Consider the following 21,581-nt stretch of genomic DNA (forward strand, 5'->3'; position numbering starts at 1 on the left):
GTCATGTGGGGCGACGATGCAGACGCGGCTTAGAGGCCAACAACACCGGGCAGGCCGCCGATGTCCTGGATCTCGGTGTAACGGTACGCCGGATTGCCCGGGCCGTGGCCGCGGTTGACGAACACCTTGTTGACGATGCCGAGGTCGTCGGCCGACATCAGGTCGTAGCGCAGGCTGGACGACACGTGCAGGACGTCTTCCGGGTTGCAGCCGAGCGAATCGAACATGTATTCGAAGGCCTTCAGGCGCGGCTTGTAGGCCTGGGCTTGCTGCGCGGTGTACACGCGGTGGAACGGCGCACCGAGCATCGCCACGTTCTTCTGGATCTGCGCGTCGTCGGCGTTGGACAGGATCACCAGCGGGATTTCCTTGGCAACCTTGGCAAGACCTGCCGGCACGTCGGCATGCGGGTCCCACGTAGGCACGGCGTCGTAATAGGCCTGGCCGTCGGTGTCGAAATACTGGATCTTCCATTTCTTGCACAGGCGGCGTACGGCGTTCTTCAACACCACCTCGTACGGTTGCCAGTCCCCCAAGACTTCATCAAAGCGATAGGCGCTGAAGTCCGCGATGAACTGATCCATCTGCGTGGCCGGAATGCGGTCCGCAAACAACTCGCGCGTCATCTCGCCCATGCGAAATCGCGTGAGCGTGCCATAGCAGTCAAAGGTGATGTACTTGGGGCGGAAAGTCATGATCAAAGGTCCTCAAAAGGCTCCGCGTTATGCGGGCTCGGCAGCATCGTTGTGACAAAAACATTTAAGCACGCACGCTTGCATGCGTTATAGGGAATTAAGGCGCGCGACATAGGAAAGCTGCCGTTTGCGATGGCATCTGCGGCATGCCATGCGGTGCGCATTCCAAGCGTGCCGGGCGCACCGGTAATGCACCGCAGCAAAATCGATCGGCACACTGTTGAAACACCAATTGACCTCCACGATTTGCGGGGCCCACTTCCCTCCCGATTCGGGATAGCCGGCGTTGAAGAAGGTAAAAACTGGATGCGCCGTTAACGGTTGACCGAGGTCCGGTGCGTCGTCGATCGCACTGACGACACCGCTGAGCCGAACACGACCGTGACGTGATTGTTATAGCGCGTGGACGCGATGTCGCTGGCGGGCTCATCAGCACATTCAGCGAACAAGCGCGGGCGTTGGAAGTCAACGGGACATCCCGGTTTGCGGCGTTACGCAGCGGGCGGGTAATGCATGCAGTTTCAAGCGGGGCCGTGTGTACCAAGTCGGCGTCGATCAGATCAGACCAACGACCCAGCAGGCGCGCTGTATCACGCGGGACGTGGGTGAAATCCGATACAGGCTTCAGCACAGATTGACGGAGCATCGCAGCTCGACGCACCTATCGAAAAGAGGTCATTGATGCTAGGCAGGAAGGCTCGGCATTTGTGTTTGTAACGCCCCACTCCACCGCATCCAATTGCGAAACCGCCTCCCTCTGCAGACGATACTTGCAAATTGCGGGCGAGCTTCGATTCACTGTGGCCCGTCAGGCTGTTGTCGTCCAAGATGAGAGGGAATTCACCTCCCCTTCATCAGAAGGAATGCTTGCATGTATACCCCACCCGTGCCTCATCAAAGTACCGCTGCCGATGGCGTGGTGCTGCGCCCAATGACCATCGATGATCTGGCTCAGGTGCATGCCCTTTCGGAAGAGCAGCGTTGGCCGCACCGCCCAGCGGACTGGGCGCAGAGCTTTGCGCATGCCGAAGGTATCGTCGCCGAGCGCGATGGTCAGATCATCGCCACCGCGCAACGTTGGCACTGGGGCCGGCGCCACGCCACCATCGGCTTGGTGATCGTCACCCCCGCGTGCCAGGGGCGGCGCATCGGCCATCGCCTGATGAGCGCACTGCTCGACGGCCTGGACAACCACACCGTGCTGCTGCATGCCACCGCAGAAGGACGTGGTTTATATGAGCGACTTGGTTTCGTGCGCACGGGAGAAATCCGCCAGCACCAGGGCATTGCGCAACCCACGCCGCTGATCGCCCTGCCCGCCGGCTGCCGCCTGCGCCCGGCCGGGCTCAATGAAGCTGCGGACTTGCGCCGCCTGGATGCCGAGGCACGCGGCATGCCACGCGATGCGTTGATCGACGATCTGCTCGCCAGTGCCGAAGCCTGTGTCGTCCTGGACGACGACGGCGAGCCGCGTGGCTTCGCCATGCTGCGCCGCTTTGGTCGCGGGCACGTCATCGGCCCCGTGGTCGCCCCAGACGCCGAGAGCGCCAAGGCGCTGATCGCGCATCTGGCCGGCATCAACGCCGGCCACTTCACGCGCATCGACATCGACTTCGACAGTGGCCTGACGGAGTGGCTGGAGAGCATCGGCCTGCTGCGCGTGGAAGCCCCCACCACCATGGTGCGTGGTGAGCCGCTGGCCACACCGCCCAACGGCCCCACGCTGTTTGCCATCGTCACCCAGGCGATGGGTTGAACCTCGAACATTGCACCGACGTCGAATCGTGACGACCACCTTCCTCTACAAAGCCGACCCAGTCCGCTGCCGCCCAATGGGCCGAAGTCTTCCGCCAGCATGCGCCGGACATCGACTTCCGCATCTGACCCGAGATCGGTGATCCGGTACGCGTGCGCTTTCTGGTGCCGTGGGAACCGCCCGCCGATATCGCTACGCAGTTCCCGCATCTAGAGGTGTTGTTCTCATCAGGCGCGGGGGTGGATCAATTCAACTCTGCCGCGCTGCCACCCACGCTGCCCGCGGTGCACATGATCGAGCCTGGCATCGCGCGCGGCATGGTCGAGTACGTCACGCACGCCGTGCTGAGCCTGCGCCGCGACACTACTGTTTATCGGCGCCAGCACTCTGCCGAGCAGTGGCGGCCACTGCCGGTGCGCCGCACGATCTGCTGCCGCGCGTCGAACAACAGCAGCCCACTGCGTTCTACCTGCGCAAAGCAGCACCAAGCCACAGACGCATCAGCCTAATCTTGAGTCTAACGAATGCTCGTGTTTTGCATGAATGGACTCTGATATGACTCAGCTCTGCGATCTTCCCCAACTAGCCTCGCTCAACGCCATCGACCGTGCGCACCTGATCCACCCTGTCTCGGCGTGGCGCACGCACGAGCAGCGCGGGCCGACGGTTCTGTCCTCCGGCAAGGGCGCATGGCTGACGGATGCGTCCGGTCACGAACTGCTCGACGCATTTGCGGGCCTCTGGTGCGTCAACGTCGGCTACGGGCAGGAAAGCGTCGTGCAGGCCGCCGCCGAGCAGATGCGCCGTCTGCCCTACGCTACGGGCTACTTCCATTTCAGCAGCGAGCCCGCCGTCCGCCTGGCCGAGAAGCTCGTACAGATCACGCCGCGCTCGCTCAACCATGTGTATCTGACGCTGGGTGGATCGGAGTCGGTGGATGCTGCCGTGCGCTTTATCGTGCAGTACTTCAATGCGATCGGCAAACCGACGAAGAAGCATTTCATTTCGCTGGAGCGCGGGTATCACGGTTCGTCGTCCACCGGCGCGGGGCTGACGGCGCTGCCGGCATTCCATCGCGGCTTTGACTTGCCGCTGCCCACGCAGCATTACATTCCCTCGCCCAATCCTTACCGCGCCGCCGACCCGGCTGACGCGCAAGGCATCATCGCGGCCTCAGTGGCGGCACTACGCGCCAAGGTGGCGGAACTGGGCGCCGACAACGTCGCCGCGTTCTTCTGCGAGCCGATCCAGGGCTCGGGCGGCGTGATCGTGCCGCCCAAGGGCTGGCTCAAGGCCATGCGCGATGCCACACGCGAGCTGGGCATCCTGTTCGTGGTGGATGAGGTCATCACCGGTTTTGGCCGCACCGGCCCCATGTTTGCGTGCGAGGCCGAGGGCGTGGAGCCCGACGTCATGACGATGGCCAAGGGGCTAACAGCGGGCTATGTGCCGATGGGCGCGACGATGATCTCCGACGCCATCTACGCCGGCATTGCCGACGGCGCCCCGGCGGGCGCACCGATCGGCCACGGCGCAACGTATTCGGCGCACCCGGTGAGCGCCGCCGTGGCGCTGGAAGTCCTGCGCCTGTACGAAGAGGGCGGCATCCTCGCCAACGGCCAGCGCGGCGCAGCCAGCTTTGGCGCGGGGCTCGATGCGCTGCTGGCGCACCCGCTGGTGGGTGATTCGCGCCACCGTGGCCTGCTGGGCGCGCTGGAGCTGGTGAGCGACAAGGCCACCAAGCGCGGCTTCGATACCGCACTCGGCCTGCCCGATCTGATTGCCTCGGCTGCCTATCGCAATGGCCTCATCTTCCGCGCGTTTGGCGACAACATCCTGGGCTTTGCCCCAGCGCTGACGTTTACCGAAGACGAATTCGCCCAGCTCTTCGTGCGGCTGAAGAAGACGCTCGACGATGTGCTGGCCGTGCCGGCCGTGCGTGCCGCGCTCGCCTGATGCAACCGCTAGTAGCAGACCAAGAGACGCTGGCTGCCGCAAAATCGGATCAAACTTCCACGCCTTCGCCCCCGTCATGATCGAAGCCCTCAAGATCGATCGCCTGGATCTGCGCATCCTCGCCCAACTGCAGAAGAATGCGCGCATGACCAACGTGGACCTCGCCGATGCCGTGGGCCTGTCGCCCAGCCCGTGCCTGATCCGCGTCAAGCGCCTGGAGCAGGCGGGCTATATCTCCGGCTATGGCGCACACATCCGGCTGGAGAGACTGGGCGACACCCTCACGGTGTTCACGGAAGTCACGCTGTTGGACCACCACCGCGAGACTTTCGTGCGCTTCGAGGCTGCCATCCGCGAGATGGACGAGGTGCTCGAATGCCACCTGCTCTCCGGCGGCTACGACTACCTGCTGCGTTTCATCACGCGAGGGGTCAATCACTACCAGGAAGCGATCGAGGGTCTGCTGGAGCGCAACATCGGTATTGCGAAGTACTTCAGCTACATCGTCATCAAGTCGCCGTTCGTCAAGACCCACTGCCCGGTTGAACGGCTCTTTCCCAATCAACGCTGACGCCGTATGCCCGACGCCGTCTACGTTCATCCCCGCCGCGTTGTGCGACTGGCAACAGCAGAATCCACAGATCACTTTCGAGCCGTCCACCCCAATATGCCGGCGTTCGGATTTCCAGAGAGGGCACAGCGTAGGCAATGCGATGGCAATCATTGCCCATACAGACACCGCAACCACCTTCACCAAACTGGGCGCTTTGAGCAACTAGCCGCGAGCGCTGCGTAGTCCCGCTTAAATCAAGATCGAGAGAAACCTCCATGTCGACTCTTCAGCAAACAACCGTCACTTGTGCCCCTCCGCCCTCATTCGTTGATCTGCGCCAATTCGCACAAGACGAAAGTCAAGGCATTCCCATGCCCGCTTCGATGGATGATGATCGCTTCCTCTCCAGCCGCCGCATTCTCGATTGGCCTCAAGGCCCAGTGACGGCGGGCATCATTGCGCTCGATGCCGACGGTGGTTCAGTGCAGTCGCTTCCGGCGGACGAGTTCATCATCGTCCACGCGGGGAGTTTCACCATCACGCAGCAGGACTCGCCTCTCGTCCTGAAACCTGGTCAAAGCACGGTACTCAAAAAAGGCGCCACATTCTCTTGGTCTGCACAGGGTCCGGTGTCGCTGATCTTCACGCGCTACAACAACAGCCAATCGGGAGATCGCGCCATTGTGCCGATCAAGGAACACCCACAGTTGGAAGCGACGGGCACGCCGCCGGCAGACCTTCTGCTCACGCCCGCGCCGGTATGTCGCAACTACACCGACTATCGCTCAACCGACGGTGAGTTCGTCTGCGGCACTTGGGATTCAACGCCATATCACCGCCGGGCGATGTTCTATCGCCACTTTGAACTGATGTACCTGCTAGAAGGCAGCGTGACGCTTATCGACGAAGCCGGCCGAGCTGGCACGTTCTCAAAGGGCGACATCTTCCTCGTTGAACAGACAGCGCGGTGCACATGGGAAAGCCGTGAACATGTCGCGAAGGTCTATGTGATTTATCGCCCCGTGCAATAAGGGATACCTCGTCTCAACCTGATTGGGCCTAGAAAGATGGAGCGGTTGCCAAAGTGAAAACGTTGCTACTTAGAAGGGATGAAGTCGCCAGCCTCATCTGCATGAGCGAAGTCATCGGTGCAGTAGAAGAGGCATACAAGGCCTTTAATGCAGATCAGGTGGTACAGCCCGACTATATCGGGATAGACCTCCATCCGCCGCGCGGGGATATTGATTTCAAGCTCGGGTACTACAAAGGCAATGAAATCATCTCCATGAAGGCGTCTTCCGGCGGTTTCCCAAACAACCCTGTGACGTATGGTGTGCCGAGCGGCATGGGGACCATCCTGCTGTTTGACGCGCAGACCTGTGCGCTGATTTGCGTGATGGATGGAAGCTTGATCACCGGCCTCCGGACCGGCGCGTCCGGGGCTGTCTCGGTCAAGGCGTTGGCAAGAAAGAACGCGAAAAAGATCACATCGATCGGCACCGGGAATCAAGCCCGAATGCAGATCCGTGCCATCAACGAGATCATGCGCGTTGAAGTGATTCACGCATGGGACCACACTCCCGAGTCGCTCGCGAAGTTCAAGGCCGATATCGAGCGCGAGTTCGGCATTCCTGTTGTGACTGCGCACTCCAAGCAAGACGCCGTTGAGCAGGCAGATATCCTGATTACGACGACGCGCGGCAAAGGCTCCGTGGTGGAAGCCGATTGGATCAAGCCCGGCACACACATCGTTGCGATCGGCACGGACGCAAAGGGCAAGCAGGAACTGGATCCGGAAGTATTCCGGAATGCAAAGGTAGTCGTTGATTCGATCCTGCAGTGCACGGAAAAGGGCGAAACCCAGCATCCGCTAGGCAGGAACATCATTGCCAAAGACGGCATCCATGCAGAGATCGGCGAAGTCTTGCTTGGCACGAAGCCCGGAAGAGAGAGCGACGACGAAATCACGATCTTCGACTCCACAGGCATGGCCATTCAAGACAATACAACTTCGACAAGAATCTATCGGAACGCAATAGAGCGGAACGTTGGCACCTTCTTTGAATTCATTCAATAAGGGGATCTCCAATGCGCAACTACCCTACCATTCAGGACATTCGGGAAGCCCAGGAACGACTGAGGCCTCACATCAAGCATACGCCGTTACTGCGCGCAGAAAAGATCGAGAAAGTCGTCGGCTGCCAACTCTACCTGAAACCCGAAACGCTGCAGATTACCGGAGCCTTCAAGATTCGAGGTGCCTTGAACAAGGCGCTTTCCATGCCAAGGGAAGAGATCGCCAACGGCATCATCGCGACGTCTTCGGGAAACCATGCACAGGGGCTCGCCTACGCCGCCAGAATGCTGGGCGTAAAAGCATTTCTGGTCCTTCCGGTTACCACTCCAAAGATCAAGATCGAGAATACGAAGGCCCTGGGCGCAGAAGTCATTCTCTTTGATGGTGACACCGCTGCGAGATGGAAGAAGGTTTATGAAATTGCCGAGGAAAACAAGTACGCGGTAGTCCACGCGTTTGAAGACCCTTTGGTAATGGCCGGCCAGGGAACAATCGGATTTGAAATACTGGAAGACCTGCAAGATGTGGACACGGTCATTATTCCCATGGGCGGTGGCGGTCTAATTTCGGGAATCGCGACCGCCCTTAAGGAAACGAAACCATCAGTGCGCGTCATCGGCGCGGAGCCCGCCTTGACGCCAAAGTACTATCACAGCAGGATCAATAAAGAGCCTACGTCGCTTCCCTTGGGAAATACCATCGCAGATGGTTTAAGGATCAGCGTTCCAGGACAAAATCCGTATCCCATTATTGAAAAATACGTGGATGAAATTGTTCTAGTTGAAGACGAGCACATCATCGCGGGTATGCGGGTACTTGCCAAGGATGCGAAATTGATTGCTGAGCCCGCTGCCTCAATTGGTGTTGGAGCCTTGCTGGCCGGCGCCATCAAAGTCAGGCCAGACGAGAAAGTGTGCGCGGTATTGACTGGCGGAAACTGGGACCTATCCGATCTTGCCGAGATATACCGTTCGGCGTGACGCCTGAGATCAAACCTGTCTCCTCGACCTCCGGGAGCTTGGCTCGCAGACAGCAATACCTGCGAGCTTTTTTTGATGGACGAACGCATGGACATTCCCAAAGCACTGCGCCAATCCGGTCTGAAAGTGACCTTGCCAAGGCTGCGCATCCTGCAGCTTTTTCATGAGCGTGAAACAAAGCACCTGTCGGCCGAAGAGATCTACCGCAGCCTGATCGACGAGAAGATCGACATTGCGCTTGCGACCGTTTACCGCGTGCTGATGCAGTTTGCCCAAACAGGCATTGTCATCCGGCGCCATTTCGAGTCGGGCGCGGCGGTGTTCGAACTCAATGAGGGCGATCATCACGATCACCTGATCTGCTCTGCCTGCGGCAAGGTGGAAGAATTCTTGGACAGCGACATTGAACGGCGTCAGGAAAACATCGCGCAGGAACGCGGCTTCGTTCTTCATTCGCATTCGCTGTCTCTCTACGGCCTGTGTGCAGCCTGCAACTCGGCCCAAACCGCGCCATCGGAAACGTCCGGATCGGACCGCAACAAATATGAACGGCCAGATCTCCGACATCAACCCGCAGCCCGAGCAGATCGGCGGCAGTACCGTTGATGTCTTGAATTGCGGCGCGTCGTGCCCTGAGGTCAAGTCCCCGCTCGTGCACTGCTGAAGCCCGCCTTTGGCCGGAGGGCCACCGCGTCGCCATTCCAACATTCCCCTCGCGTGATGCCTGGAGCAACATGCTCACGGCCGCTGTGCCCCGCGCTTGACGGCCACGCGCGTGCAGGCCAGCCCCCCCTCGCCTATCTGGCTGCTTGCGATCCTGAGCAGCAAAGGCGGCTTCCATCAGAGAGTTGTTCCCTAAGTCCCGTCGGGGCGCAATTCCAGGCCACCGCGGCAACGGGAAACCGGACGACCACACCCGGCAAAGTCCGCTCTGAACGAGCGCCGCACAACATTTCGCACACGTGCGAGAACGACAAGGAATCTGCTCGAGCCTCACTGCAATAGAGCATCTCTGCAGCACTGATCTTCATAAACTTGTATTCGACCTGGCATCCACCTGTCGTCCACCTTTAGGAGATCAATGAAATGGCATACAAACCGAAATTCATCAGCTTCGATTGCTACGGCACCCTCATCAACTTTGAAATGGGTCCGACCGCAAGACGGATTTTCGAAGACCGTGTTCCGGTGGATCGGATGCCGGCTTTCCTGGACAGTTTCCGGTTCTATCGCCTCGATGAAGTATTGGGCGAGTGGAAGCCGTTCTTTGACGTTGTTGAAAATTCCATTCGACGCGCCTGCCAGACGCACGGCGTTGAATATCGCCCTTCCGATGCAGTCGCCTTGTACGACGCCGTTCCGACCTGGCAGCCTCATCCGAACGTCGTCCAGACGCTGGAGGCTATCGCTCCGCATGTCCCGCTGGTGATCCTGTCGAACTCCATGGTCGACCTGATTCCGCACAGCGTCGCTCACCTCAAGGCGCCTTTCCACGCCGTGTACACCGCCGAGGAAGCTCGCGCATATAAGCCCCGGGCCCAGATGTTCGAATACATGTTCGACCAGCTTGGCTGCGGCCCCGATCAGATGATGCATGTTTCGTCGAGCTTCCGTTATGACCTCATGACGGCGTCTGACCTGGGATTCATGGCCAGGGCGTTCATCGATCGCGGTCACGAGCCGGTGTGCGACGGCTATGGCGTCAACAGACTGACCGACATTCGCCAGCTTCCCGGTTTGCTCGGGCTCGAATGTCTGCCCCACACCGCCACGACGAAACGAGCCGCATGATGGCGGAGAATCGTGCGATTGCGGCGGCGGCGCTGAGCACGGCGGCCCCCGCCCTGGCTCCCGAGCAAGTGGCGGCCGTGGTCAGTCGCCTTTACGGTGTTCATGGCAGCGTGAAGGCGCTGGCAGGCGAACGCGACCAGAATTGCTGCATCGAGACCACTGATGGCACGCGGTACGTCGTCAAGATCAGCAACCCGTCCGAGTCGGTGTCGGTCGTCGACTTCCAGATTGCTGCGCTCGAACACATCGCCCGCGTATCGCCTGATCTTCCGGTGCCGCGCGTCGTGCGCACACTTGGCGGACGTACGCGTGACACGGTCATCCTCGCCGACGGTGTGCAAACCACCGTGCGGATGCTGACCTATCTTGATGGCATCCAGATTCGGGAGACGCCGCGGACTGCCGCGCAGCGCAGGGCAATGGGAGCGTTTCTCGCCAGGCTGAATCTCGCGTTATGCGATTTCTCGCATCCGTCGGCAACGCACGATCTCCTCTGGAATGTCTCCGCTGCGCACCGGCTGACGGCCAAGTTCGATTCCATCGACGACGCCGCGCGGCGCGCGCTCGTCGAGTCGTTCATGAAGCGCTTCACCGACCATGTCCTGCCGCACCTGGCCTCGGTCAGGGCACAGGTCATCCACAACGACTACCACCTCTACAACGTGCTGGTCGCTCCTGACGATCACGAGCGCATTCTGGGAATTATCGATTTCGGCGACATGCTGCACGCGCCGCTGGTCGGCGAGGTCGGTACGGCGGCGGCCTTTCACATGACCGGCAATGCCGATCCGTTCGAGGGGCCTGCACAGTTCGTCGGCGCCTATCACGCGATTCTGCCGCTGACCGACGTCGAGCAAGAGATCGTCGCCGACCTCATGGCCACACGCCACCTCATCACCGCACTCATTTCGGAATGGCGCGCCAAGCGCTACCCCGAAAACCGCGCATACATCATGCGCCACAACCCCGCAGCGTGGGAGGCGCTATCCCAGATGGCTGATCTTTCCCGCAATGAGATGCGCGATCGACTACTGGCCGAAGTTCGCGACGTACGCGAAGTACATCATGGATAAAGAAAAGGAAAACACAATGACAAGCACCACTGACCTCAACATGGTCAATGCCTACATCCCAGGTCGCGCCAACGTGGCGCCCGCCACTGCGGCGTTGATCGAGCGGCGTGACGCATTGCTCGGCCCCGCCTATCGGCTGATGTACGAGCATCCCCTTCACATCGTGCGAGGCGAAGGCGCGTGGCTCATCGATCCGGAAGGCCACCGCTATCTCGACATCTACAACAACGTCGCGTCGCTTGGACATTGTCACCCGGCGGTGACCGAGGCGATATGCCGGCAGGTGAAGACGCTCGCGACCAACACGCGCTATCTGCACGACACGATTCTTGAACTGGCCGAACGCCTGCTCTCGACCGTGCCCGAGACCGAGCTTGCCCATCTCATGTTGACCTGCACGGGCAGCGAGGCAAACGACGTCGCCTATCGTATCGCTCAAGTCCGCACCGGCGGCACCGGCGTGATCGTGACGGAAACCGCCTATCACGGCTTCACCGACGCGGTGTCGAAATTCTCCCCGTCGCTCGGCGTGACAGTCGATCTCGGCGCACACGTTCGTCTGGTTCCGGCGCCGCGCCTCTATCACGCAGATGGCGCCGACATCTCCGAGCGCTTCACGCGCGATGTCGAAGCGGCAATCGCCGATCTGAAGCGCCACGGCATCAAGCCGGCGGCATTGATTGTCGATTCCGTATTCACGAGCGACGGCATCCTGCCTGAACCGACAGGCCTTCTGAGGGGTGCCGTCGACGCGATCAAACGGGCCGGCGGCCTGTTCATTGCCGACGAAGTCCAGCCTGGATTCGGTCGGACCGGCGAGCATATGTGGGGCTTCCAGCGTCACGGCGTGGTCCCTGACATCGTTACGATGGGCAAGCCGATGGGCAACGGGCAACCTGTCGCTGGGTTACTGGCTACAGCCGACGCACTCGCGGAGTTCGGCAAGAATTCAAGGTACTTCAATACGTTCGCGGGCAATGCCGTGTCGTGTGCGGCGGCCTTGGCCGTGCTCGACACGATCGAGCAGGAAGGCCTAGTGCAGCATGCTGCCACGGTCGGGAAGATCCTGCGTGACGGCATCTCCGAGCTAGCCAACCGACACGAGGCCATTGGCGACGTACGTGGCGTAGGTATGTTCGTGGGCGTTGAGCTTGTCGCGGACCGCGCATCGCGGGTACCGGACCGGGAGCTCACTACCCGAGTGGTCAATCGCATGCGCGACAATGGCGTCCTGCTCAGTGCCTGTGCGATGGGGCACAATGTGCTGAAGATCCGACCGCCGCTGGTGCTCACAGCCGAGCAAGCCGGCATCGTCATCGAAACACTGGACGAAGCGCTATCCGCGGTGCGGTCGGAAAAACGGGGGTAGCCCGGACTGACATTGGCGGTGATACCGGCTCATGCGATCTTCAGATTCCCTGGATCCGTTCGACATCAAGATTCTTGTCACGCTTCAGCGCGAGGGACGCTGCTCGAATGTCGATCTGGCAGCGGCCATTGGCCTCAGTGAGAGCCCATGCCTACTCCGTACGAAACGGCTCCAGGAAATCGGCGTCATCCGCGGCTTTCGCGCGGAGGTCGAACTCGAGAAGCTGGGCAATCACGTCATCGTGCTTTCCGAGGTGACGCTGAACAGCCATCGGCCCCACGACTTCCGCAGATTCGAAGCGGGGGCCGGCAAGTACCAAGAAATCGTCGAATGCTACAACGTCAGCGGTGGCTACGATTACCTTCTGAAAGTCGTGGTGCCCAGCATCAGCTACTTTCAAGCGCTCATGGAGCGGCTGTTGAAAGACGATATCGGGATCGAGAAGTTCTCCAGCCGGATCGTATTGCGCAAGCCGCTTGAGCAGCGCGGATATCCGCTGACCATTATTGCAACCGGAAAGCCAAGCTGGGACTGAGTGTGCCGCCCAGACGCGTGAACACTTTGCCCCAGCAGTCACATGGCTCGTAGCATGAACGGGTTCGATCGCACACTAAGGACGAGTATTGTGGGCCAGCGGCAACGCTCGCAGCGTTGTCCTTCCCTCGTTCCAGCGTGAAGCAATTTCGTCTATAGCAGGGCAAAAAACACTTGCGATCTGCGGTTTTTCGCGATTTGTCGGTGCCATTTGCGGGGCATGCGAACGTACCATCTGGTCGGCATCGTCGCCAGCCCTCTTCGCTTTATGATGCGCTCGTCCATCCGCACACGCGTTGTCTTCACCAGCATCGTTCTTGTCGCTCTGTCGATTGTCTGCTGCACACTCGCAAACTACTTCATTGCACGAGCGAGCCTCAATGAGGCCATCGATCGCAACCTAGCCTCGATCACGGATAACCGTGCGGTCGCCATTGGCGAGTGGGTCGCAGGAAAGAACCGTATGGTTGCATCGCTTCAGGATGCCGTCTTGACACCTGAACCGATGCCTTTCCTTGACCAGATTGCTGCCGCAGGCGGATTTTGGGATGTGGGCGTTGGTTATCCGAGCAAGGCTGCGAAGTTCACCGGCTGGCCCAACATTCCGTCCAGCTATGATCCGACCACTCGCCCGTGGTACAGCGCCGCTCAGCAAGCCGGCAAGGCCGTCGCAACACCGTACGTGAGTACCAGCGGAGCGCTGCTCGTCGCCTTGAGCGTACCGGTGATGCGCGACGGGTCGATGAAGGCTGTGGTCGTCGGAGATATTACGCTGGACAGCGTGGTCGATGGCATCAAATCCATTCGCCCAACACCTGCAAGTTTCGGCATGCTGGTGGATAGCACCGGCCGCATCATTGCGCATCCGGATCCCAAGCTCAGGTTCAAACCTGCCACTGAAATTGCCGCGGATTTCTCCCGCGTCACAGTAGGCGCCGCCGGCGAGCCCAAAGGTCTGCTCGAACTCACGGTCAATGGCGCAAAAAAACTCGTTCGCGCTCAAGCGGTGCCGGGCACAGATTGGAAGGTCGTAGTTGCGCTAGACAAGTCGGAAGCGACTGCCGGACTTCGCTCGCTGATGATTGCTTCGCTGACGTGCCTGGTGATCGTGGTCTGCATTGCCTCCGTCGTTGTCGCGGCCATGACGACGACGGCGTTCCGACGCCTGCGCGACGTGTGCCGGGCCATGGCGGCAATCGGCTCCGGGAATGGCGATCTGACCCAGCGTTTGCCCGCGCATGGCCGGGATGAAGTGGCAGATATCGCACGCTCCTTCAATCAGTTTGTCGAGAAGCTTCAAAGCGTCATGCTGCGCATCCGTGATAGCAGTGAACTGGTGCGCGCCGCTGCCAACGAGATCGCGGCGGCAAGCCTGGATCTTTCATCCCGCACGGAATCGGCGGCCGCGAATTTGCAGCAAACGGCCGCCTCGATGCATGAAATCTCGAGCACAGTGGACCGATCGTCCACCGCCGCACGCGATGCCGATGAACGCTCCACCGCAGCGACTAGGATTGCGTTACGCGGCGGCGAGGTGGTGTCAGACGTGGTCGGCACCATGGCGAAGATCGAAGAGGCATCGGACCGCATCGGGGACATCATCGGCGTGATTGACGGCATTGCCTTTCAGACAAACCTCCTCGCACTTAACGCCGCCGTGGAGGCGGCGCGCGCGGGGGAACACGGTCGAGGTTTCGCGGTCGTCGCGCAAGAAGTGCGCACACTTGCGCAACGAAGCGCACACGCCGCGCGCGAGATCAAGCAACTCGTCGGCTCTACTGTCGAAAGCGTCGCCGCAGGCTCAGCTCAGGTACGCCAGGCTGGCACGACGATGACGGAGATCGTGGCGAACGCGACTGAAGTGCAGGCCATCGTCTCGGGAATCGCCCAAGCGGCTAACGAACAGACACAAGGCATCCAAGAGGTGAATCACGCCGTCATGCAATTGGATGGAATGGTCCAGCAGAACGCGGCTCTTGTGGAGCAGTCTGCTGCCGCGTCCAGCGCGTTGCAGGAACAGGCAAATGCGCTTGCCACAACGATCGGTCAGTTCAAGGTGGACTGAGGCTTCAGCCCGATGCGAGCCGGCTGTCCACAAAGGGGCATCCTGAACCGCCTGCACGCGCTCGGCACAGCATGCTGGCAGCGCGCCATAAAACAGCAGCTTCGTGGTGATGAACCTGCCGTTTCGCAACAAGCGCAGGTGCACTCTATGTTGCAATGACACCAGCCGAAGATCGACTCAAGCGCTGCACTGCAGCGGAACATCGCCGTGCCACTGCTATGAAGCCCAATAGGCACCGGATCACTTTTCCAGCCGCTTGCATGCTGACCGATCAAGACAAGTACACGCATATGAAGCCCTTGTGCGGAGGACCATTCTGATGATGCACGCCATCGTTGAGCGCCTGAGCAATGCGGGCCATCTGGACCGTATCTTCGTCGACGGCCAATGGGTTCGCCCGGTGGGGCATGGCCGTGCGGCCGTCGTCGATCCTTCGACACAAGACGTCGCTGCAGAGATCGCACTGGGAAGCCGCCAAGACGTCGCCGCAGCTGTGGCCGCCGCCAGGGACGCCTTTGTCGAGTGGTCCGTCAGTTCGATAAAGAGCCGCGTGTCGCTTCTCGACCGGGTGCACGCCCTCATCCTCGAACGGGCTGAGGTGTTTGCCTACGCAATCTCGTTGGAGATGGGTGCCGCCATTAGCATGGCGCGCAGCGCGCACGTGCCTTCAGCGGCAGCGCACATCCGCGTGGCAAGTGAAAACCTACGCCGGTATCCGTTTGTCTCGCACCGAGAGGGGATGACGATCGCGCGTGAACCGATCGGCGTATGTGGCCTCATCACGCCATGGAACTGGCCGCTGTATCAAATCACTGCGAAGGTGGGCCCTGCGCTGGCAGCAGGATGCACCGTCGTGCTGAAGCCGAGCGAGCTGTCGCCGTTCAGCGCCCTACTTTTTGCGCAGGTGATGCATGACGCCGGAGCACCTGCCGGCGTGTTCAACCTGGTAAACGGGGAAGGACCAGAAGTGGGCGCCGCACTGGCGGAACACCCCGACGTGGACATGATCTCCATCACCGGGTCCACGCGCGCCGGGGTTCTAGTCGCGCAGGCGGCAGCCGTGACGGTCAAGCGTGTCGCGCAGGAACTCGGTGGCAAGTCGCCCAATGTCGTCTTGCCGGACGCGGATCTTGTGCGCGCCGTGCCGGGAGGTATCGCCGCAGCCTTTCGCAACGTCGGCCAGTCGTGCAGCGCACCGACGCGCATGATTGTGCCGCGCGATCGCCTGGCCGAGGTGGAGCGGATCGCTTGCGAGACGGTTTCCCGCCTTGTGGTCGGCGACCCGCGCTCTGAACGGACCACGCACGGCCCGGTGGCGAACGCCGCCCAGTTCAACCGTGTGCAAGAGATGATCGGCGCCGGCATTGCCGAGGGTGCTCGGCTCATCTGCGGCGGCCTCGGCCGGCCGCCCGGCCTGGAACGGGGGTTCTACGTACGCCCGACGATCTTCTCCGACGTGCATCCAAAAATGCGCGTCGCTCAGGAAGAGATCTTCGGGCCAGTGCTTTCGATCATGGCCTACGACAGCATCGACGAAGCAGTCGAGATCGCTAACGACACCATTTATGGCCTGGGCGCCCATGTGCAGGGCCGAGATCTCGACGCGGCGCGCGCCGTGGCCACACGCATCCGTGCCGGCCAGGTGCATATCAACTATCCGGCCTGGAATGCCCATGCGCCCTTTGGAGGCTACAAGCGCTCAGGCAATGGTCGCGAATACGGATTGGAGGGCCTGGAGGAGTATCTCGAAACAAAGGCCATCCTCGAACACAGTGATAAACAACCGGCATGAATGCCACCGTGATGTGGCACCACAGTTCGGGCTTCAGACCGTCCAGTGGGCCACGCACAAACATCAAGCTGTAGCTTGGACTGCCGTGTGTCACAACGAGAACATCTTCACCGACGAACCAATGCAATACCACGCAGGCACATACGACTCGGCGCCCCACCCCGGCGTCGTGCGCTCATATCCAATGAATGAGTTCCTGTTCGTGCCCAAGGGCACACACATCGGAGGGCAGAGCACAAAGCGGGTGACCAAGTTCGAATTGAAGCAAAGCGTGCAGGCCTAAAAATGCGAGGAAATTCGGCCATGTCCCAGCCCTTGCGTCTCATTGAGACTTCCTCTCGCCTACCGGCGCATGCCGACGTCGTAGTGATTGGCGGCGGCATTATCGGTGTGTTTAGTGCCTACTACTTGGCCCAGCGAGGCCTGTCGGTCACCGTCATCGAAAAGGGCCGCATCGGCGCCGAACAGTCGAGCCGCAACTGGGGTTGGTGTCGGCAACAGAACCGCGACGCACGCGAGTTGCCGATGGCGACCCGGAGCCTTGAACTGTGGGAACGCTTTACAGAAGACACTGGTGAAGACACAGGTTTCCACCGGTGTGGTTTGCTGTATCTCAGCAACGACGACGACGAGATCGCACGCTGGGCCAAATGGCGCGACTTTGCCAGAACTGCCGGCGTGACAACGCATATGTTGAGCGGCCGTGAGGCCAGCGAGCGCGGTCGCGACACGGGCCGCGCTTGGAAAGGCGGCGTGTTCTCGCCCAGCGACGGTACGGCCGATCCGGCCAAGGCAGCGCCGGCGGTAGCCGCTGCACTCATGAAGCTCGGTGGCACCGTGCAGCAGAATTGCGCCGCGCGGGGTATCGAACTTGAGAGCGGCCGCGTCAGCGGCGTCGTCACCGAAGCGGGAACAATCAAGACCCGCACGGTGGTGTTCGCTGGTGGTGCGTGGGCATCCTCGTTCTGCCGCCAGTTGGGGATCCGCTTTCCCCAAGCGACGGTACGCCAGTCTATCGTGCGCGTGTGCGGGGTGCCCGAGCACCTCCCTGACGCACTGCATACCGCGCGCGTGTCAATCACCCGCCGCAGCGACGGTAGCTATAACTTGGCCATTAGCGGCCGCGGACGCGTGGATCCGACGGCGCAGTTGCTGCGCTTCGCTCCGCAGTTTCTGCCGATGTTCGCCAAGCGCTGGCGAAACGTGTTTCCGGGCGGGTTAGAAGGTATTCGTGCAGGCCACGAAACGCTCGCGCGATGGCGATTGGATGCACCCACCCCCATGGAGCGGATGCGCATACTCGATCCCAAGCCGGATGCGACAGCTGTCAAGCAGACCTATAGCCGTGCCGTCGAACTGATGCCGGCACTGGGCAAGACCGGCATCTCCAACGCCTGGGCGGGCTTCGTGGACAGCACGCCAGACGGCGTGCCCGGAATAGGCGAGGTGCCGGAGATTCCCGGATTCATCCTGGCTGCAGGCTTCTCGGGACATGGGTTCGGTATCGGCCCCGGCGCAGGCCACCTGATCGCCGACCTCGTGACCGGTGACGAGCCGATCTTCGATCCCGCTCCGTACAACCCCGCGCGCTTCAGGCAATCGGCCTGGGGCAAGGTGGCCGACTTCTAGAGTCCTCCAGTGTTTCGGCTCCAGGGTCAGGCCAGTGAGCTGGTGCGGCTCATGCTCACTCAGCTCTTTCTCAACGCGTGTGTCGCAGGCATGCGGATGACCATGTCGCTACGCCTGGCGCAAGGTGACGAGGCCGTTGGCGGCCTGATTGCGCTGTTTGCACTCTCCCAGGTGTTCCTTGCGCTGCCAGCAGGCCGCTACTGCGAGCGACATGGGCTCAAGGGGCCGATCCTACGGTCGCTAGTGGTGGCTGTCTGCGGCTGCGCCCTGGCGGCTGCATGGCCGATACTCCCCGTGTTGTGCGTAAGCGCAGTGCTCACAGGGGGTGCGGGAGGCGTCGCCATCATTGCAATTCAGCGCCATACTCCGCGCGTCGCCGGTAGCCCAGACGCGCTCCAGAATGCGTTTTCGTGGCTGGCGATCGGTCTGGCCCTATCCAATGTTTTGGGGCCGCTCGTAGCAGGTGTCGTGATTGACGCCGCCGGGTTTCGTACCGCGTTCGTGGCAATGGCCACACTGCCGTTGCTTGCTTGGCTGGCCGTGCGAGGTGCTCACGATCATTTGCCCATCGCACCGGAGGCGGCTAATCGACCTACCGGCATCTGGACCCTCTGGCGCGACCCTGCCCTGCGGCGGCTCCTTATCGTCACGTGGTTGCTAGCGTCGTGCTGGGACCTGCACACCTTCGTAGTTCCATTGTTGGGGCACGAGCGTGGCCTGCCGGCTGCAATGGTCGGCAGTATCCTGGGGGCCTTTGGCATCGGCGCCGCTGCCGTACGGCTACTGACTCCTCTCGTAGTGACGCATCTGCGCGAATGGGCCGTGCTGGTCGGGGCAATGATCGCCACCGCGATCCTTTTCGGGATATATCCGCTCATGTATGCGCCGTGGGCAATGGGTATGTGCTCGGCACTCCTTGGGCTCACCCTTGGCGGAGTGCAGCCGATGGCGATGAGCCTGCTGCATCGGTTAGCGCCTGAACATCGCTATGGGGAGGCGGTCGCGATGCGGTTGATGGTGATTAACATGTCCAGCGTCGGCATTCCCATCGCCTCGGGTGCAGTAGTCACCTCGATCGGCACTGCGGGTGTGTTCTGGGCCGCAGGTGTAATGGTAGCTGCTGGCACTAAGCTAACGATCGGCCTCAGGAAGCACTGAGGAAGACTCGCTTCCGGCCCCGACTTCAGAAAAGTTCAGAGTTACGTGAACCAGACCACAGCTAGTTCAACTGGCTACAGCTCTGAATACGCGTAGGATCGGCCCGATCCCTTCACCACTTTGCTGCAAGGCCGACCGAGGACTGTCCGCTTCCGCTCGCTTGCCTAGTTGCGCCGCGCGCTGCTCGGATTGGCACTCGTCGGTCTCGCGCGATCAGAACAACGGAGCCACATAGCCATGTGTGATCTCGGCGACGCATGGAACCTGATGTGCTCAGACTTACTGGCGCGCGATCTCATTATTTGTGTCTGCCGTTCTCGCGAATTATGTCGCCAGTCTCATGAATTAAGTCACCCGACACAAGTGCGTCCTTGAATTCCATGGATACCTGTATATATTTACAGTAACTGTAAATTTATACAGCACCTCCATGGACGAACTGATCCGCATTGAAAACGAGTACGACCGCCAGACCGTGGCGTGGCTGCACGAGCGTCTGGGCGAACAAGCACTGAATGAAGTCGTGCTGCGCATGCATGGGCGCGGGCGGCCCTACGCGTCGGAGGTCTGCCGCACGCTGGGCCTGACGCCGCCGCCGCGCAAACGCACAACGCACGCGCGACCGCTCAACCGGGCGGTGGGCGAGGCCTATCTGGCCACGATCCGCGCCATCCTGGGCCGCAGCCACATGGCGGCATAGCGCGCTGACCAGTGCGATGCGGTATTGCTCCATACGCACATTGCACGAAGGAACTTGCCAAATATGACTCTTCGTGCGCACAAATTCACCAGACGCGCATTGAGGCCCGCCACCCCTTGCACTACCTTGGAATAACAGCGATCGCACGCCGCGCCTCGGCGCGCGATCGCTTTTCGTTTGATTTCAAGGAGTGGATTCATGCTGCATACGCTTTCCAAACTGTGGTGGGTACTCGCGCTGCGCGGGTTGTGTGCGCTGGCGATCGGCGTTGGCGCGTTCGTGGCGCCGGCGGTCACGCTGGCGGTGCTTGTCCTGGTGTTTGGTGCGTACGCGCTGGTGGAAGGGTGTCTTTTGCTGATGACGTCGTTCGCCAGTCAGACGCCGAAGCGAGACCGCTGGCCGGTGCTGCTTCAAGGGCTGCTCGGGGTGGCGGTTGGCGTGCTGACGCTGTTCAACCCTGCGGTGACCGCGCTCGGGTTGCTGCTGTACATCGCCGCGTGGCTGCTGGCGCAGGGCGTGCTGCAGATCGTCGTGGCCGTGCGCTTGCGCGAAGAGCTGGCGGGCGAGTGGTGGCTGATCCTGGGCGGCATCGCCAGCGTGTTGCTGGCTGGCTATCTGCTATGGCGGCCCGAGGCCGGCGTGCTGGCGGTGGTGTGGTGGATCGGCGCGTGGGCCATCGTATGGGGTATGGCCCTGATCCTCGCCGCGCTGCGTGTGCGCAAATGGGGGCGCAGCGGAACTGCACGGGCGTTTGCCTGACGCAGCCCCGATCATCATGCCCGCGCCGTTCCGCAATCGCACCGATGCCGGGCGGCAACTGGCCGCCGCACTGGTCGCGCTTGGCCTGAACGCACCGCGCATCGTGCTGGCGCTGCCGCGCGGCGGCGTACCGGTGGCACACGCGATTGCCAAAGCGCTCGGCGCCACGCTTGGCGTGCTGCTGGTGCGCAAGCTGGGTGCGCCGCTGCAACCCGAACTGGCGCTGGGGGCATTGGCCGATTGCGGCGCAGGCATACCGCCGCATGTCGAATGGAACACCTCGCTGCTGCACGCCCTTCAGCCATCGCAAGCGTATCTGGACGAGGTGATGGCGCAGGAGCTGGCCGAGCTGGAACGCCGACGAGAACGCTACGGTGTCACGCCGCTGCCGCTCGCGGGCGCCACGGTCATCGTTGTAGATGACGGCATCGCCACGGGGGCCACAATGCGCGCCGCGCTGGCTGCCGTACGCCGCGCCAAGCCGGAGCGGCTCGTGCTCGCCGTTCCCGCCGCGCCGGAATCCACGTGGGAAACACTGCGCGCGGAAGTCGATGTCGGCGTCTGCCTCATTGCCGCACCCGACTTCAGCTTCCAGGCTGTTGGCCAGTACTACGAAGATTTCGACCAGACTGAAGACCGCGAAGTGATTGCGCTGCTGGCCGACGCCCGAAAGCGCAATCCTTGATACGCCTGA

General features: G+C 61.2%; 18 protein-coding genes and 2 pseudogenes. 19 read left to right on the plus strand and 1 reads right to left on the minus strand.

The features are described from left to right. Positions 1-29: 29 nt before the first annotated feature. A complete protein-coding gene (locus NG900_RS18675; RefSeq protein ID WP_252682864.1) occupies positions 30-695 on the minus strand; it encodes a haloacid dehalogenase type II in 666 nt (221 codons plus the stop codon). Between the two features lie 871 nt (positions 696-1,566). Here NG900_RS18675 and NG900_RS18680 point away from each other — a divergent pair. The 19 genes and pseudogenes from NG900_RS18680 (at position 1,567) to NG900_RS18770 (ending at position 21,572) form a co-directional block, all read left to right on the plus strand. Beyond that, entirely contained in the window at positions 1,567-2,451 is an 885-nt protein-coding gene (locus tag NG900_RS18680; protein ID WP_252682865.1) for a GNAT family N-acetyltransferase, read from the plus strand. Positions 2,452-2,479: 28 nt separating this feature from the next. After that, positions 2,480-2,870: pseudogene (locus tag NG900_RS18685) on the plus strand (Rossmann-fold NAD(P)-binding domain-containing protein); the annotation flags it as partial. A gap of 136 nt (positions 2,871-3,006) precedes the next feature. Then, positions 3,007-4,407, plus strand: coding sequence for an aspartate aminotransferase family protein (locus tag NG900_RS18690; RefSeq protein WP_252682866.1), 1,401 nt, complete (start codon positions 3,007-3,009; stop codon positions 4,405-4,407). A gap of 76 nt (positions 4,408-4,483) precedes the next feature. Continuing rightward, entirely contained in the window at positions 4,484-4,978 is a 495-nt protein-coding gene (locus NG900_RS18695) for an Lrp/AsnC family transcriptional regulator (protein ID WP_252682867.1), read from the plus strand. Between the two features lie 353 nt (positions 4,979-5,331). Further along, a complete protein-coding gene (locus tag NG900_RS18700; RefSeq protein WP_252682868.1) occupies positions 5,332-5,991 on the plus strand; it encodes a cupin domain-containing protein in 660 nt (219 codons plus the stop codon). A gap of 53 nt (positions 5,992-6,044) precedes the next feature. Continuing rightward, positions 6,045-7,037, plus strand: coding sequence for an ornithine cyclodeaminase family protein (locus NG900_RS18705; RefSeq protein ID WP_315862380.1), 993 nt, complete (start codon positions 6,045-6,047; stop codon positions 7,035-7,037). 11 nt (positions 7,038-7,048) lie between these two features. Next, complete coding sequence (locus NG900_RS18710; RefSeq protein ID WP_252682870.1) at positions 7,049-8,017, plus strand: threonine/serine dehydratase family protein; 969 nt, start codon at positions 7,049-7,051, stop codon at positions 8,015-8,017. Between the two features lie 87 nt (positions 8,018-8,104). After that, positions 8,105-8,509 (plus strand): annotated as a pseudogene (gene fur, locus NG900_RS18715) (ferric iron uptake transcriptional regulator); the annotation flags it as partial. A gap of 594 nt (positions 8,510-9,103) precedes the next feature. Then, positions 9,104-9,808, plus strand: coding sequence for a haloacid dehalogenase type II (locus NG900_RS18720; RefSeq protein WP_252682872.1), 705 nt, complete (start codon positions 9,104-9,106; stop codon positions 9,806-9,808). Next, positions 9,805-10,881, plus strand: a complete 1,077-nt coding sequence (locus NG900_RS18725) for a phosphotransferase (protein ID WP_252682873.1) — start codon at positions 9,805-9,807, stop codon at positions 10,879-10,881. Before NG900_RS18720 ends, NG900_RS18725 begins: the two co-directional genes overlap by 4 nt. A 16-nt stretch (positions 10,882-10,897) precedes the next feature. Then, positions 10,898-12,250 carry an aspartate aminotransferase family protein gene (locus NG900_RS18730; protein WP_252683256.1) on the plus strand — a complete coding sequence of 451 codons (1,353 nt, stop codon included), beginning with the start codon at positions 10,898-10,900 and terminating at the stop codon, positions 12,248-12,250. A 31-nt stretch (positions 12,251-12,281) separates the two neighbouring features. After that, positions 12,282-12,785 (plus strand): Lrp/AsnC family transcriptional regulator, encoded by a 504-nt coding sequence (locus NG900_RS18735; protein ID WP_252682874.1) that lies wholly within the window; start codon positions 12,282-12,284, stop codon positions 12,783-12,785. A 270-nt stretch (positions 12,786-13,055) separates the two neighbouring features. Continuing rightward, positions 13,056-14,849: a methyl-accepting chemotaxis protein gene (locus NG900_RS18740; RefSeq protein ID WP_252683257.1), complete on the plus strand. Its 1,794-nt coding sequence runs from the start codon at positions 13,056-13,058 to the stop codon at positions 14,847-14,849. A 319-nt stretch (positions 14,850-15,168) separates the two neighbouring features. Next, the gene (locus tag NG900_RS18745; protein ID WP_252682875.1) at positions 15,169-16,641 is read left to right on the plus strand and encodes an aldehyde dehydrogenase family protein; all 1,473 of its coding nucleotides are present in this window, start codon (positions 15,169-15,171) and stop codon (positions 16,639-16,641) included. A gap of 303 nt (positions 16,642-16,944) precedes the next feature. Then, positions 16,945-18,270, plus strand: a complete 1,326-nt coding sequence (locus NG900_RS18750) for an NAD(P)/FAD-dependent oxidoreductase (RefSeq protein ID WP_252682876.1) — start codon at positions 16,945-16,947, stop codon at positions 18,268-18,270. 51 nt (positions 18,271-18,321) lie between these two features. Further along, on the plus strand, positions 18,322-19,428 hold the full coding sequence (locus NG900_RS18755; RefSeq protein WP_252682877.1) for an MFS transporter: 1,107 nt from the start codon (positions 18,322-18,324) through the stop codon (positions 19,426-19,428). Positions 19,429-19,858: 430 nt separating this feature from the next. Further along, the gene (locus NG900_RS18760; protein ID WP_252682878.1) at positions 19,859-20,128 is read left to right on the plus strand and encodes a CppA family protein; all 270 of its coding nucleotides are present in this window, start codon (positions 19,859-19,861) and stop codon (positions 20,126-20,128) included. Between the two features lie 198 nt (positions 20,129-20,326). Beyond that, on the plus strand, positions 20,327-20,887 hold the full coding sequence (locus NG900_RS18765) for an HdeD family acid-resistance protein (protein ID WP_252682879.1): 561 nt from the start codon (positions 20,327-20,329) through the stop codon (positions 20,885-20,887). 16 nt (positions 20,888-20,903) lie between these two features. Further along, positions 20,904-21,572: a phosphoribosyltransferase gene (locus tag NG900_RS18770; protein ID WP_252683258.1), complete on the plus strand. Its 669-nt coding sequence runs from the start codon at positions 20,904-20,906 to the stop codon at positions 21,570-21,572. Positions 21,573-21,581 lie beyond the last annotated feature (9 nt).

Source organism: Ralstonia soli (genome assembly GCF_023955655.1).
GTDB classification, from domain to species: Bacteria; Pseudomonadota; Gammaproteobacteria; order Burkholderiales; family Burkholderiaceae; genus Ralstonia; species Ralstonia soli.

What these genes read in the sequence shown, in the direction of transcription:
- NG900_RS18675 (WP_252682864.1), bottom strand. Translation starts at nt 695, where the DNA reads ATGACTTTCCGCCCCAAGTACATCACCTTTGACTGCTATGGCACGCTC.
- NG900_RS18680 (WP_252682865.1), top strand. Translation starts at nt 1,567, where the DNA reads ATGTATACCCCACCCGTGCCTCATCAAAGTACCGCTGCCGATGGCGTG.
- NG900_RS18690 (WP_252682866.1), top strand. Translation starts at nt 3,007, where the DNA reads ATGACTCAGCTCTGCGATCTTCCCCAACTAGCCTCGCTCAACGCCATC.
- NG900_RS18695 (WP_252682867.1), top strand. Translation starts at nt 4,484, where the DNA reads ATGATCGAAGCCCTCAAGATCGATCGCCTGGATCTGCGCATCCTCGCC.
- NG900_RS18700 (WP_252682868.1), top strand. Translation starts at nt 5,332, where the DNA reads ATGCCCGCTTCGATGGATGATGATCGCTTCCTCTCCAGCCGCCGCATT.
- NG900_RS18710 (WP_252682870.1), top strand. Translation starts at nt 7,049, where the DNA reads ATGCGCAACTACCCTACCATTCAGGACATTCGGGAAGCCCAGGAACGA.
- NG900_RS18720 (WP_252682872.1), top strand. Translation starts at nt 9,104, where the DNA reads ATGGCATACAAACCGAAATTCATCAGCTTCGATTGCTACGGCACCCTC.
- NG900_RS18725 (WP_252682873.1), top strand. Translation starts at nt 9,805, where the DNA reads ATGATGGCGGAGAATCGTGCGATTGCGGCGGCGGCGCTGAGCACGGCG.
- NG900_RS18730 (WP_252683256.1), top strand. Translation starts at nt 10,898, where the DNA reads ATGACAAGCACCACTGACCTCAACATGGTCAATGCCTACATCCCAGGT.
- NG900_RS18735 (WP_252682874.1), top strand. Translation starts at nt 12,282, where the DNA reads ATGCGATCTTCAGATTCCCTGGATCCGTTCGACATCAAGATTCTTGTC.
- NG900_RS18740 (WP_252683257.1), top strand. Translation starts at nt 13,056, where the DNA reads ATGCGCTCGTCCATCCGCACACGCGTTGTCTTCACCAGCATCGTTCTT.
- NG900_RS18745 (WP_252682875.1), top strand. Translation starts at nt 15,169, where the DNA reads ATGATGCACGCCATCGTTGAGCGCCTGAGCAATGCGGGCCATCTGGAC.
- NG900_RS18750 (WP_252682876.1), top strand. Translation starts at nt 16,945, where the DNA reads ATGTCCCAGCCCTTGCGTCTCATTGAGACTTCCTCTCGCCTACCGGCG.
- NG900_RS18755 (WP_252682877.1), top strand. Translation starts at nt 18,322, where the DNA reads ATGCTCACTCAGCTCTTTCTCAACGCGTGTGTCGCAGGCATGCGGATG.
- NG900_RS18760 (WP_252682878.1), top strand. Translation starts at nt 19,859, where the DNA reads ATGGACGAACTGATCCGCATTGAAAACGAGTACGACCGCCAGACCGTG.
- NG900_RS18765 (WP_252682879.1), top strand. Translation starts at nt 20,327, where the DNA reads ATGCTGCATACGCTTTCCAAACTGTGGTGGGTACTCGCGCTGCGCGGG.
- NG900_RS18770 (WP_252683258.1), top strand. Translation starts at nt 20,904, where the DNA reads ATGCCCGCGCCGTTCCGCAATCGCACCGATGCCGGGCGGCAACTGGCC.